Genomic DNA, 13176 nt, shown 5'->3' with positions numbered 1-13176 from the left:
CATGACCACCCCCCTCATGACGTACCCCGCTACGAGGAGAAGACCCGGCCCCGGCACCCGGCTGCGCCGGGCCGGTGCCAGGACCGCGGCCCTGCTGGGCGCCTTCGCGGTGGCGGCGACGCTGCTGCTCGGCGCCTCGGCCACGGCCCACGCCGACGGGGACGGCGACAAGAAGCAGAAACTGGCCGCCGAGGACGCGGAGACCCAGGCCGCGCTGGTCGCCGACGAGGACCACCGCCTCAACCAGGTACGGGCGTTCACCTCGGTGGCACCTCTGCAGAGCACCAAGTGGACCGTGCCGTACCGGCTGGACACCGACAACGGGTACACCCTGGTCCTCACCGAGCGCAGCAACGCGTACACCATCGCCGACCTGCTGAAACTCGCCCCGCAGACCTTCGTGCGGCGCAAGGACGGCTCGTACCTGCTGACCGAGAACATCTACCTCAACGTCGGCGCCAAGCTGAAGCTGTCCAACCCGGGCGGCCTCACCCTGCGGATGGCCAGCAACCGGACCGGGTTCGTCTCCATCGTCTCCTTCGGCGGCGAACTGACCCTCCAGGGCACCGCGCAGGCGCCGCTGACCATCACCAGCTGGGACCCGCAGGCCAACAAGGCCGACGGCGACGTACGGGACGGCCGCGCCTACATCCGCACCATCGGCGGCCAGTTCGAGATGACGCACGCCAAGCTCGCCAACCTCGGGTTCTGGAGCGGCCGGACCGGCGGACTCAGCCTCACCGGCACCGACCGGCCCAACACCGGCTCGCTGGAGGACACCGGCCAGGTGCACGGCAAGACCGCGCGCGAGCGGGCCGACGCGCAGGGCGACGAGCAGGACCAGAACACCACCAGCGGTGACGTCACCGCCATGCCCTCCGGTGAACTGACCACGCCCGACGCCCGCTTCTCCACCGGCGGCCTCTCCTACGTCTCCGGGTCGATCACCCACTCGACCATCACCGGCAACGCCTTCGGGATCTTCATCTCCAGCGCGACCGGGATCGAGATCAGCGACACGACCGTGGAGAACAGCCTGGAGGACGGGGTGGTCATGCACCGGTTCGTCTCCAGCTCGCTCGTGCAGCGCACGGTCGCCAAGGACAACGGCGGCGACGGCTTCATCCTCTCCCGCGCCACCCAGCAGGTGCGGGTCAGCGGCTCCACTGCCGAGGGCAACGGCGGCAACGGCTACACGCTCAGCGGCAGGCCCCTCGCCGACGGCCCCTCCGCCTCCGGGCAGGCCGTCGACAGCTACGGCTCCAACTCGGTCGCCAACAGCGTGGCCAAGGACAACGGCCGCTACGGCGTCGAGGTGCTCGGCGGTTTCGACGTCGGTGTGCAGAACAACCGCATCGAGGGCGGCGACATGGGCATCGTGGCCCGCCTGGCCGCCGACAAGGTCTCCATCACCGGCAACCGGCTGACCGGCCAGAACCGGCAGGGCATCTCGGTGCGCGACGGCGTCACCGACGCCACCGTCACCGGCAACATCATCGACGGGCCGGAGACCGGCGTGTACGTCCGTGACTCGGTCGCCGAGATACGCGGCAACACCGTCCAGGACGCCACCAACCACGGGGTCAGCCTGGTCGGCGGGGTGGACGGTACGACCGTCTCCTTCAACGTGATCGGCGGGGTCGGCCCCAGCGCGCTGGACTCCAGCCGCTCCCACGGCGGCGCCGACATTAAGGAGAACCAGACCTTCGCCTGGTACGACACCAGCTCCTTCTGGGTCAAGGTCAAGCACTACGCGAGCCCGATGACCCTGCTCTGGACGGGCATCCTGCTCCTCATCCTGTTCTCGGCCGTCATGGGCCGGCGCAGGCGGCGGGCGGGCGCGCGGGGTGCGGGCATCGTGCACCCGTACTCCGACAAGGCACCGCTGCCCTCCCCGCCGCCGGACGAGGTCGCCGTGGCGGGCCGCCGACGGGAGCCGGTGATGAGCGAATGAGCGACGACACCCCACAGGCGCCCGCGCCGGACGACGACAGAGGTTCGGGCGGGGGCAGCGCTTCGGGCGACGACAGAGCTTCGGGCGAGGGCAACCGTTCGGGCGACGGCGGCGGTTCCGCGGCGGGTGAGTCCGCCGTGGCACGGGCGCGCCGGATCTGGCTGGCCGGCGGGCCGCCGCTGTGGGTGGCCTCGGCCGCTCTGCTGATCTCGGTGGTGGCGCTGATCGTGGCGGGCGTCTCGGCCGGCGACGACCGGCCCGTCGTGTACGGCGCCGGCCCCACCGCCGGTCCCACCATCCCGGTGGCCGAACCCACCGACGACGGGGACGGCACCGGCGACCCCGGCGCCACGGCCTCCGACCCGGCACCGGGCTCCACGGCGGCCGGCGACGGACAGGCCACGCCCACCGCGACCGGTTCGGCCGCGACCGCGGCCTCCGGCCCGGTGAAGTGCCCGGCCGCCACCGTCACCGTCAGCGACGCCAAGTCCCTGAAGGACGCGCTGGACCAGGCCCGGCCCGGTGACGTCATCAAGATGGCGGACGGGGTCTACTCGGACCGCTTCACCGCCGACACCCCCGGCACGGCGGACCGCCCGATCTTCCTGTGCGGCGGCCCCGGCGCGGTGATCGACGCCGGGGACGTCGACGGCGGCTACGCCTTCCACCTGGACGGCGCCAGCCACTGGCGGCTGATCGGCTTCACCGTGCGCAACGGCCAGAAGGGGGTCATGGCCGACCAGGTCCAGGGCACCGTCATCCAGGGCCTGACCGTCGAGAACATCGGCGACGAGGGCATCCACCTGCGCGACTTCAGCTCCGGCAACGTGGTCGAGAACAACACCGTCCGCGCCACGGGCAAGCGCAAGGAGCAGTTCGGCGAGGGCATCTACGTCGGGTCCGCCGAGTCCAACTGGTGCACGGTCACCGACTGCAAGCCCGACAAGAGCGACGACAACGTGATCCGCGGCAACCACGTCAGCGACACCACCGCGGAGTCCGTCGACATCAAGGAGGGCACCACCGGGGGCTCTCTCATCGGCAACACCTTCGACGGCGCCGCCCTCAGCGGGGGCCACAACGACTCCTGGGTCGACGTCAAGGGCAACGACTGGCTGATCAAGGGCAACGTCGGCAGCCACTCCCGCGAGGACGGCTTCCAGACCCACCAGATCCTCGACGGCTGGGGCACCGGAAACGTCTTCCAGTCCAACACCGCGCAGGTGGACGGCCCCGGCTACGGCTTCCACCTCGCGCCCGTCGAGAACAACAAGGTCGGCTGCGACAACAAGGTCAGCGACGCGGCGAAGGGCCTCGCCAACGTCGCCTGCTCGTCCTGACGTGACGTGACGGGGCCCGGCCCGCACCCGGGCCCCGTACGGCCGTAGTTCCCTCTCCTTCACCCACCGCACCACCGGGCGACTTCGGCATGCGCGTTTCCCGCCCGGACATCCCCTCGGAGGCATCATGGACACTCTTCCCGACGGCACCGCCGCTCCCCGTCTCACCGTCATCGGCACCGGCTACCTGGGCGCCACGCACGCCGTGTGCATGGCGGCCCTCGGCTACGAGGTGCTCGGGGTCGACGTCGACCCCGGCAAGATCGAGCTGCTGAGAGCCGGGGAGGTGCCGTTCTTCGAGCCAGGGCTGCCCGAACTCCTGGTCAAGGCGCAGGAATCCGGCCGGCTGCACTTCACGACCAGCCTCGCGGAGGCCGCGGAGTTCGGCGACATCCACTTCGTCTGCGTCGGCACCCCGCAGCAGCCCGGCTCCTACGCCGCGGACCTGCGCTACGTGGAGGGCGCGGTGACCGAGCTGGCCCGGCACCTGAACCGCCGCGCGCTGGTGGTCGGGAAGTCGACGGTGCCGGTGGGCACCGCGGCCCGCCTCGCGGAGCTGGTCCGGGCGACCGCCCCGGCCGGGGACGCCGTGGAGCTGGCCTGGAACCCGGAGTTCCTGCGCGAGGGCTTCGCGGTGGAGGACACCCTGCACCCCGACCGGCTGGTGTTCGGCACCGAGTCCGCGTGGGCGGAGGAGCAGCTGCGTGCCGCGTTCGCGCCCGTCATCGCCCAGGGCACCCCGGTGGTGGTCGCCGACCTGCCGACCGCCGAACTGGTCAAGGTCGCCGCCAACTCCTTCCTCGCCACGAAGATCTCGTACATCAACGCCATGGCCGAGGTGTGCGAGGCCACCGGCGCCGACGTGCACCGGCTGGCCGAGGCGCTGGCCTACGACGACCGGATCGGCGGCCGGTTCCTGAAGCCGGGGCTCGGCTTCGGCGGCGGCTGCCTGCCCAAGGACATCAGGGCGTTCATCCACCGCGCCGAGGAGCTGGACGTCGCCCAGGCGGTCGCCTTCCTGCGCGAGGTGGACGCGATCAACCAGCGCCGCCGGGCCCGCACCGTGGACCTGGTCCGCGAGCTGGTCGGCGGCGATCTCGCCGGGACGAAGGTGGCCGCGCTCGGGGCGGCCTTCAAGCCCAACTCCGACGACATCCGGGACGCCCCGGCGCTGGACGTCGCCGCCGCCCTGCACCGGGCCGGCGCCCAGGTGACGGTCTACGACCCGGTGGCGATGGACAACGCCCGCCGCGTCCACCCCGAGCTGGCGTACGGGACCGACGCGCTGCAGGCCGCCACGGGCGCCGACGTCGTCGTCCTGCTCACCGAGTGGACGCAGTTCCGGGAGATCGACCCGGAGGTCATGGGCGCCGTGGTGAACCGCCGCCGGGTCGTGGACGGCCGGCACGCCCTCGACCCCGCCGAGTGGCGCGCGGCCGGCTGGGAGTACCGGGCGCTGGGCCGCAACTGACCGCGGGAACGGGCCGGTTCAGGAGAACTCGGCGAGGGCGCGTGCCACGATGGCCTCCAGTTGCTGGTGGTGCGCGCCCTTCCAGTACGCGCGACCGCACTCCGCGCACTGCGCGAAGACGTCGTACGACTTCTGCGTGCCGCCCTTCAGCTGGTCCGCCACCTCGTCCTTCGTCGCCTGCTTGAGCAGGCCGTTGCAGGCGGTGCAGCGGGTCCAGGGGCGCAGGTCGGGGGCGAACCGGTCCAGGACGTCACGGAGTTGGTCGTCGGGGCCGGTGCTGTAGACGTAGCCGCCGGCCCAGAGTTCGCGGCGGCGCAGCAGGCCCCGGTCGCGGCTGAGCAGCACCCGCTTCTCGGCCGCCGAGCGGGCGGCGAGGGCCGGGTCACCGATGTCCGTCGACTCGTACGCCGCGTCCACGCCGAGCAGGCGGAGGCGGCGGGCCAGCGTGCCGAGGTGGACGTCGAGGAGGAAGCGGAGCGGGGCGCCGGGGACGCGCTGGGGGCGGGCGACCGGCCGTACGCTCACCCGCTCGCCGTCCGCCGGGATGTGGGCCACGGGGACCTCGCGGCCGTCCACCACCAGGGCGCCCACCTCGGTCAGGGGGACGCCCAGGGACTCGATGACGTGGCCGAGGGTCGAGACGCCGTCGACGGCGAGGGGGTGGACGCCGACGCGGCGGGCGTGCGGGACGAACAGGGCCAGCCCGGGGGCGACTTCGACGTGGATCTGGGCAGCGTTCACCTGGTCAGGATGGCACGGGGGACGGCCGTGACCTCAGTGGTTTTCCGGGGGCAGGCCGTGCTCGATGACGTTCAGGGCGCGGTCGACGAGGCCGTCGAAGTCGTCCTCGTGCGCGTTCTCCGCCCAGTACATCGAGGCCTCCATGAGCCCGCCGATGATCGACATCGCGTAGACCCGGACCTCCAGGCTCTGCGGGTCCCGGCCGGTGCGCTCGCCGATGGCCTGGCAGAGCATCCGGCCGGTCTCCGACATGCTCTCCATCATCCGGGAACGCACCGCCGGGACCTCGGTCATCAGCCTGGTGCGGAGCCGGGAGACCCGGACGGGTTCCTTCATGCCCAGCTGGACCGCCCGGTGCATCACATAGCGGAGGGAGTCCGGCCACGGCTCGTCGGCCGGCCGGTCCCGGAGCTCCTCCAGGACCAGCGGGTCGTACTCGTCGGTGAGGACGATGTCCTCCTTGGTCGGGAAGTACCGGAAGACGGTCGACGGCGACACCTCGGCCCGCTCGGCGATCTGCTCGATCGTCGTCGCGTCGTACCCCTGCTCCTCGACCAGCGCGTACGTCGCGGAGCGGATCGCCTCGCGGGTCTTGATCTTCTTGCGTTCGCGCAGGCCGAGCCGGGGGTTGTCGGCGGGGGAGAGGGAGGAGTGTGCGGCCGTCATGCTGGTCATTGTCCGGCATCGGCGGTGGCGGGGGCCACGGCCGGGGACTCGTTCCCTTCGGTGGGGCGCTCGGTGGGGGTGTTGGGCAGGAGCGCGGCGGCCAGCAGGGCGGTGGCGAGCGCGGCGATGCCGCAGACCAGCAGGACCAGGCCCATGCCGTGGACGTACGAGGCGTTCGCGGAGGCGGCCAGGTGCGCGGAGCCGGTCTTCCCGGCGACCAGGTGGGCGGCGACCACCGACTCGCCTGCGGTGTGGCCGAGCGAGGCGGGCAGGCCGGTGACGTCCAGCCGGTCCCGGAAGGCGCCGGCCAGCAGGCTGCCGAGCAGGGCGATGCCGATCGCGCCGCCGACCTGGCGCATGGTCATCAGCAGCCCGGAGCCGCTGCCGGCCCGGTCCGCGGGCAGGGCGCCGAGCGCGCCGTCCATGGACGGGACCACGGAGAAGCCGAAGCCGAGGCCCGCGACGGACAGCCACAGCGCGGTGAAGCCGTAGCCGTCGCTCACCGAGGTACGGCTGCCGAGCAGGGCGGCGAAGGCGAGCACGACCAGGCCGGCGGAGACCACGGCGCGGGCGCCGAAGCGGGCGACGACCGGCTGGGCGGCCCGTGCGGCGACCAGCAGGCCACCCATCATGGGCAGCAGCCGCAGGCCGGTGCCGAAGGCGTCGTTGCCGAGGACCGCCTGGAGGTAGGGCGGCAGCACGAACATCAGGCCGGACAGCACGAACATCACGAGGGTCGCGGCGAGGGTGTTGAGCAGGAAGCCGCGGTGGGTGAGGAGCCCCATGTCGAGCATGGGGCGCCCGGCCCGGCGTTCGCGCAGCACCAGGGCGGTGACCAGGACGACGGCGACCGCGAAGAGGGCCAGCACCAGCGCGTCGCCCCAGCCGCGGTCGGGGGCCTCGATGATCGCGTAGACCAGGGCGCCGAGGCCGACCGCGGTGAGCGCGGTGGAGAGGGCGTCGACCTTGGGGGAGGCGGGGTCGCGGGTCTCGGGGAGCAGGAGGACGCAGGCGGCGACGCCGATGGCGGCCATCGGCACGTTGATCAGGAAGACCGAGCCCCACCAGAAGTGGTTGAGCAGGAAGCCGCCGATGATCGGGCCGAGCGGCAGGCCGAGCGCCGAGGCGGCCGAGACGATGCCGACGGCCCGGGTGCGCTCGGCGGGCCCGAACAGCGAGGGCAGCACGGACATCGCGAGCGGCATGACCAGCGCCGCGCCGACGCCCATGGCGGCGCGGGCGGCGATCACCCAGTTCACGTCGCCGGCCAGCGAGCCCATCACCGAGCCGGCCAGGAAGACCAGCAGGCCGACGACGAGCATCCGGCGGCGCCCGAAGCGGTCGCCGAGGAGTCCGGCGGGGAGCATCAGCGAGGCGAAGACGATGACGTACGCGTCCGCCATCCACTGCTGCTGGCTGGTGGTGGCGCCGAGCTGCTCGGCCATGGTCGGGAGCGCCACGTTGAGGATCGTCGTGTCGAAGCCGAGCACCAGCATGCTCGCGACCAGGGCACCGAGGGCCCACCAGCGGCGGGGGTTCTGATGTGTCTCTTCAAGATGAGCGACAGTAGCCATGAAATGAGAGTAGCTCTCAAAATCTAGTGGCTGTCAATGGGGAGCTGATGTCGTAATGTGGGCGAGGGCATGAAAAAAGCGGCCACGGCTCGGGGAGCCGTGGCCGCTCGGGGAGCGGTGGTGGAGGGCTATGCGTGCTGGTAGGCCACCAGCGAGATGCCGACGTAGTGCACGACGAAGGCGACCAGCGTGAAGGAGTGGAACACCTCGTGGAAGCCGAAGTAGCGCGGTGACGGGTTCGGGCGCTTGATGCCGTAGATCACGCCGCCCGCGCTGTAGAGCAGGCCGCCGACGATCACCAGGACCAGGACCGCGATACCGCCGGTGCGCATGAAGTCGGGCAGGAAGAAGACCGCCGCCCAGCCCATCGCTATGTAGCAGGGCGTGTACAGCCAGCGTGGTGCGCCGACCCAGAAGACCCGGAAGACGATCCCCGCGGCCGCCGCGCCCCAGATGCCCCACAGCAGCCACTGCCCCTTCGCTTCGGGCAGCAGCAGCATGGTCAGGGGCGTGTAGGTGCCCGCGATGATCAGGAAGATGTTGGCGTGGTCGAGTCTGCGCAGGATGCCGTCCATGCGCGGGGTCCAGTTGCCCCGGTGGTAGAGCGCGCTCACGCCGAACAGCAGGCACGCCGTCAGGGCGAAGATCCCGCAGGCGACACGGCCGCGCGGTGAGTCGGCCAGGGCGGTGAGGACGAGTCCCGCGACGAGTACGGCCGGGAACATGCCCAGGTGCAGCCAGCCGCGCAGCTTGGGCTTGACCTGTTGCGACAGGGAGGAGAGCGCGGCGGGACCGCGGCCGGCGGCCGGCGGTTCCGTGGGCGCGTCGGGGGCGGACGCAGTCATGAGGGGCATCGTATCTACGGAACCGTAAGTTACGGATCAGTCTCGCTCGATGACCGCCGAAGAGTGGCCATCGTCTCACGGAGCCTCGGTTGCGCTCACATCGGTGAGCAAAAAGACCTTGAGGCGAACTCAATGTGGACGCAAAGAAACGCAGGTGGACGCAGAAACCGTGGCCTTCCTCACGTCGCTCATCTGTGACTCCCTCTGGACAGATGGGAGATCGAGTCGGAGGATCAAATGAGTGCGGTCGGCACCGGATGAGCGGCTACGAAGCGTCCGGGTCGCGGCCCCCACGGGGCAACAAGGCCTGAAACAGGGCCGCAAGATCAAAAATCCCTCATTTAGGAGCAATCGTGGCGCGCGACATCGCGGCTCCCACCACCGTCATCCCCACCAACCATCAGGAACTGATCTCGTGGGTCAACGAGATCGTCGAACTGACGCAGCCGGACAGCGTGGTCTGGTGTGACGGATCCGAGGCCGAGTACGAGCGACTGTGCGAAGAGCTCGTGGCGAAGGGCACCTTCAAGAAGCTCGACCCGATCAAGCGCCCCCACTCCTACTACGCTGCCTCCGACCCGACCGACGTCGCCCGGGTCGAGGACCGCACGTTCATCTGCTCCGAGCAGGAGCAGGACGCGGGCCCGACCAACCACTGGAAGGACCCCGCCGAGATGCGGGAGATCTTCGCCGGCGAGAAGGGCCTGTTCCGCGGCTCGATGAAGGGCCGGACGATGTACGTCGTCCCGTTCTGCATGGGTCCCCTCGGCTCGCCGCTGTCCGCCCTCGGCGTGGAGATCACGGACTCGGCGTACGTCGCCGTCTCGATGCGCACGATGACGCGCATGGGCCAGGCCGTCCTCGACGAACTCGGCGACGACGGCTTCTTCGTGAAGGCCGTCCACACCCTCGGCGCCCCGCTCGCGGAAGGAGAGGCGGACGTGGCCTGGCCGTGCAACCAGACCAAGTACATCTCGCACTTCCCCGAGTCGCGCGAGATCTGGTCCTACGGCTCCGGCTACGGCGGCAACGCCCTGCTCGGCAAGAAGTGCTACGCCCTGCGCATCGCCTCCGTCATGGCGCGTGACGAGGGCTGGCTCGCCGAGCACATGCTGATCCTCAAGCTCACGCCCCCGCAGGGCGAGTCGAAGTACGTCGCCGCAGCCTTCCCGAGCGCCTGCGGCAAGACGAACCTCGCCATGCTGGAGCCCACCGTCTCCGGGTGGACCGTCGAGACCATCGGCGACGACATCGCCTGGATGCGGTTCGGCGCCGACGGCCGCCTCTACGCCATCAACCCCGAGGCCGGCTTCTTCGGCGTCGCGCCCGGCACCGGTGAGCACACCAACGCCAACGCGATGAAGACGCTCTGGGGCAACGCCGTCTTCACCAACGTCGCCCTCACGGACGACGGCGACATCTGGTGGGAGGGCATGACGGAGGAGACCCCGGCCCACCTCACGGACTGGAAGGGCAACGACTGGACGCCGGCGTCCGACGCCCCGGCCGCCCACCCCAACGCCCGCTTCACCGTCCCCGCCGCCCAGTGCCCGATCATCGCGCCGGAGTGGGAGGACCCCAAGGGCGTGCCGATCTCGGCGATCCTCTTCGGCGGCCGTCGCGCCACCGCCGTCCCGCTGGTGACCGAGTCCTTCGACTGGAACCACGGCGTCTTCCTCGGCGCCAACGTGGCCTCCGAGAAGACCGCCGCCGCCGAGGGCAAGGTAGGCGAGCTGCGCCGCGACCCGTTCGCGATGCTGCCGTTCTGCGGCTACAACATGGGCGACTACATGGCCCACTGGATCGACGTGGCCAAGGGCAAGGACCAGGCCAAGCTGCCGAAGATCTACTACGTCAACTGGTTCCGCAAGAACGACGAGGGCAAGTTCGTCTGGCCCGGCTTCGGCGAGAACTCCCGCGTCCTGAAGTGGATCGTGGAGCGGCTGGACGGCAGGGCCGAGGGCGTGGAGACGCCGATCGGCGTGCTGCCGACGCGTGCGTCCCTGGACACCAACGGGCTGGACCTGGCCGACGGCGACCTCGACTTCCTGCTCACCGTCGACAAGGAGATCTGGCGCGAGGAGGCGGCGCTCGTCCCCGACCACCTCAACACCTTCGGCGAGCACACGCCGAAGGAGCTGTGGGCCGAGTACCGCGCGCTGGTGGAGCGGCTGGGCTGAGTCCCCCGGTCCACCGGAAAGACTCCGCGGCCGGTTGGGGGATGTGCCCTGACCAGCGATCGTCACGGCCGGCCGCGGTGCGAACCGGCGAGGCCGCGTACAACGGCGTGCGCGGCTCCTGGGCCTGTCGTCACTCGCTCCCGTCCGCCCCGACGGGAGACCGGTGGCGACAGGCCTTCGCCTGTGTGCGGCAGCCGGTGCGGGCCTCACCCGCGCGGGTGGATTCCTGCGGCCGGTGAGCGCAAGACGGCTCGTGGCGGGCCGACCTGAGGACCGCCCTCGGAACGCTGTCGCCCATGTTCACACCTCACGTTCGATCGATCACACCTGGTGTTCGATCGCTCACGGTCCGGGCCGGAACCGTGGCAGCCACCCTCGCGGCGCTGCTCCTGGCCCTGCCCGGCACCGCGGTCGCCGCCCCCGGCGACCTGGACACCGCCTTCGCCGGCGACGGCACGGTCCTCACCGACTTCGGCGGCAACGACTCCGCCAACGACATCGCGGTGCAGTCCGACGGCAGGATCGTCTCCGTCGGCACCACCTTCGACAGCTCCGGGTCGGAGAGCGACTTCGCGCTGACCCGGCACAACGCCGACGGCTCCCTGGACACCACCTTCGGCGGCGACGGCAGGGTGACCACCGCCGTCAACAACCTGCCGTCGAACGAGGGCCTCCAGTGGAGCGATGCCCACGCCGTCGCCCTGCAACCCGACAACGGCGACATCGTGGTGGCGGGCAGCAGCTGGCGGGGGCCCGAGAACTGCTGCTGGTTCACGCTGGTCCGGTACAAGGCGGCCGACGGCTCGCTGGACACGAGTTTCGGCAACGGCGACGGCCGGGTCTTCACCGACTTCGGCGTCCCCGAGGAGGCCGCGGACGTGGTGGCACTGCCCGGCGGCAAGATCGTCGCCGCGGGCTATGTCGGCGGTCAGGCCGCGGTGGCCCGCTACAACGCCGACGGCTCCCCGGACACCACCTTCGGCGGCGACGGCAAGGTGACCACCGACCTGGCGCCGTCCCTGCAGGAGGGCGGTGACCTGCGCGCCCTGGCCGTGCAGCCCGACGGCAGGATCGTGGTCGCGGGCGAGGTCGGGTCCACCCGCTTCGACTTCGTGCTCGTCCGCTACAACACCGACGGCAGCCTCGACACCGGATTCGGCACCAACGGCATCCAGCGCACCGACTTCGGCGACTACGACTCCGCGGAGGCGCTCGCTGTCCAGCCCGACGGAAGGATCGTCGCGGCCGGTTCGAGCGGCGGCCGGGTCGCCATCGCCCGCTACAACACCGACGGCTCCCTGGACCCGGGCTTCGACGGAAACGGCATGGTCGTCACCCCCGGCGCCGGCGCCCAGGACATGAAGCTGCAGGGCGACGGGCGGATCGTCGTCGCCGGCAACGGGCCGGGCGGCTTCAACGTCCTGCGGTACAACACCGACGGCGGTCTGGACAGCGGCTTCGGCAACGGCGGCCGGACGGCCACGAGCTTCGGCGGCAGCGACGTCGCCCACGGCGTGGCCGTGCAGCCCGACGGCAGGATCGTCGCCGCCGGCCAGGGCGGACCGGGCGACGACTTCGCCCTGGCCCGCTACCTGGGCGGCGGAGGCAGCACGCCCCCGCCCCCGCCGCCCAGCGCGGATCTCTCGGTGACCAAGACGGGCCCGTCCACCGTGACCATCGGCGACCGGGCCACCTACACCGTCCGCGTCACCAACGCCGCCGGCTCCACCGCGGCGGCCACCGGCGTCACCCTGTCCGACACGCTCTCCGGAGCGGGCGCGACCCTGGTCTCCGCCGCCCCCGCCCAGGGCAGCTGCACCACCACCGCCACCGGCGCCACCTGCGCCCTCGGCACCCTGGCCCCGGGCGCGAGCACCACGGTCACGGTCGTCGCCGAACCCCGCGCCACCGGCACGCTCACGAACACCGCCAGGGCCGCGGCCACCCAGACCGACCCGGCGACGGGCAACAACACCGCCACCGCGAGCGGCACCGTCAACAACTCCCGGGGCTGCACGATCATCGGCACCAGCGGCGCCGACACCCTCAACGGCACCTTCCGCAACGACGTCATCTGCGGCCTGGGCGGCAACGACACCCTCCGCGGCAACGACGGCACCGACACCGTCTACGGCGACTACGGCAACGACAACATCGACGGCGGCAACGCCAACGACACCCTGTACGGCGGCCCGGGCAACGACACCGTGAACGGTGCCGCCGGCAACGACCGGGTGATCACCACCGACGGCGTCTCCGGCAACGACACCGCCAACGGCGGCCCCGGCACCGACACCTGCACCACCGACGCGGGCGACACCCGCATCAGCTGCCCCTGACCGCCCACACCGGCCCCCCGTGCACCGCGGGGGGCCGGCCGTCTGCCGTCTGCCGTCTGCGGCGCC

9 protein-coding genes are annotated in these 13176 nt (G+C 71.4%); 5 read left to right on the top strand and 4 right to left on the bottom strand.

What is annotated here, in order from left to right; genetic code table 11:
* The first annotated feature begins 1 nt into the window (after window position 1).
* The 3 genes from ACGF5O_RS13175 to ACGF5O_RS13165 all read left to right on the top strand — a co-directional run bounded on the left by ACGF5O_RS13175 (window position 2) and on the right by ACGF5O_RS13165 (window position 4765).
* The gene (locus ACGF5O_RS13175) at window positions 2-1954 is read left to right on the top strand and encodes a right-handed parallel beta-helix repeat-containing protein (RefSeq protein WP_393809967.1); all 1953 of its coding nucleotides are present in this window, start codon (window positions 2-4) and stop codon (window positions 1952-1954) included.
* On the top strand, window positions 1951-3294 hold the full coding sequence (locus tag ACGF5O_RS13170) for a nitrous oxide reductase family maturation protein NosD (protein WP_393809966.1): 1344 nt from the start codon (window positions 1951-1953) through the stop codon (window positions 3292-3294). Before ACGF5O_RS13175 ends, ACGF5O_RS13170 begins: the two co-directional genes overlap by 4 nt.
* 127 nt (window positions 3295-3421) lie before the next feature.
* A complete protein-coding gene (locus ACGF5O_RS13165; protein ID WP_393809965.1) occupies window positions 3422-4765 on the top strand; it encodes a UDP-glucose dehydrogenase family protein in 1344 nt (447 codons plus the stop codon).
* A gap of 18 nt (window positions 4766-4783) precedes the next feature.
* Here the strand turns inward: ACGF5O_RS13165 and ACGF5O_RS13160 are convergent, their stop codons facing one another.
* The 4 genes from ACGF5O_RS13160 to ACGF5O_RS13145 form a co-directional block, all read right to left on the bottom strand.
* Window positions 4784-5506 (bottom strand): Mut7-C RNAse domain-containing protein, encoded by a 723-nt coding sequence (locus tag ACGF5O_RS13160; protein WP_393809964.1) that lies wholly within the window; start codon window positions 5504-5506, stop codon window positions 4784-4786.
* A gap of 33 nt (window positions 5507-5539) precedes the next feature.
* Entirely contained in the window at window positions 5540-6181 is a 642-nt protein-coding gene (locus ACGF5O_RS13155; RefSeq protein ID WP_393809963.1) for a TetR/AcrR family transcriptional regulator, read from the bottom strand.
* Window positions 6178-7746, bottom strand: a complete 1569-nt coding sequence (locus tag ACGF5O_RS13150; RefSeq protein ID WP_393809962.1) for an MFS transporter — start codon at window positions 7744-7746, stop codon at window positions 6178-6180. The genes ACGF5O_RS13155 and ACGF5O_RS13150 overlap by 4 nt, the downstream gene beginning before the upstream one ends.
* Window positions 7747-7874: 128 nt before the next feature.
* Window positions 7875-8591, bottom strand: coding sequence for a hemolysin III family protein (locus ACGF5O_RS13145; RefSeq protein WP_393809961.1), 717 nt, complete (start codon window positions 8589-8591; stop codon window positions 7875-7877).
* A gap of 353 nt (window positions 8592-8944) precedes the next feature.
* Here ACGF5O_RS13145 and ACGF5O_RS13140 point away from each other — a divergent pair, with 353 nt between their 5' ends.
* Both ACGF5O_RS13140 and ACGF5O_RS13135 read left to right on the top strand, forming a co-directional pair.
* The gene (locus tag ACGF5O_RS13140; protein ID WP_393809960.1) at window positions 8945-10771 is read left to right on the top strand and encodes a phosphoenolpyruvate carboxykinase (GTP); all 1827 of its coding nucleotides are present in this window, start codon (window positions 8945-8947) and stop codon (window positions 10769-10771) included.
* 362 nt (window positions 10772-11133) lie between these two features.
* On the top strand, window positions 11134-13110 hold the full coding sequence (locus ACGF5O_RS13135; protein ID WP_393809959.1) for a calcium-binding protein: 1977 nt from the start codon (window positions 11134-11136) through the stop codon (window positions 13108-13110).
* Window positions 13111-13176: the final 66 nt, after the last annotated feature.

Source organism: Streptomyces sp. NPDC048291, assembly GCF_043201715.1.
Lineage (GTDB): Bacteria > Actinomycetota > Actinomycetes > Streptomycetales > Streptomycetaceae > Streptomyces.
The sequence above is the reverse complement of the archived record's forward strand: the minus strand, read 5'-3'. Positions and strand labels throughout refer to the sequence as shown.

What these genes read in the sequence shown, in the direction of transcription:
- ACGF5O_RS13175 (WP_393809967.1), top strand. Translation starts at nt 2, where the DNA reads ATGACCACCCCCCTCATGACGTACCCCGCTACGAGGAGAAGACCCGGC.
- ACGF5O_RS13170 (WP_393809966.1), top strand. Translation starts at nt 1,951, where the DNA reads ATGAGCGACGACACCCCACAGGCGCCCGCGCCGGACGACGACAGAGGT.
- ACGF5O_RS13165 (WP_393809965.1), top strand. Translation starts at nt 3,422, where the DNA reads ATGGACACTCTTCCCGACGGCACCGCCGCTCCCCGTCTCACCGTCATC.
- ACGF5O_RS13155 (WP_393809963.1), bottom strand. Translation starts at nt 6,181, where the DNA reads ATGACCAGCATGACGGCCGCACACTCCTCCCTCTCCCCCGCCGACAAC.
- ACGF5O_RS13150 (WP_393809962.1), bottom strand. Translation starts at nt 7,746, where the DNA reads ATGGCTACTGTCGCTCATCTTGAAGAGACACATCAGAACCCCCGCCGC.
- ACGF5O_RS13145 (WP_393809961.1), bottom strand. Translation starts at nt 8,591, where the DNA reads ATGACTGCGTCCGCCCCCGACGCGCCCACGGAACCGCCGGCCGCCGGC.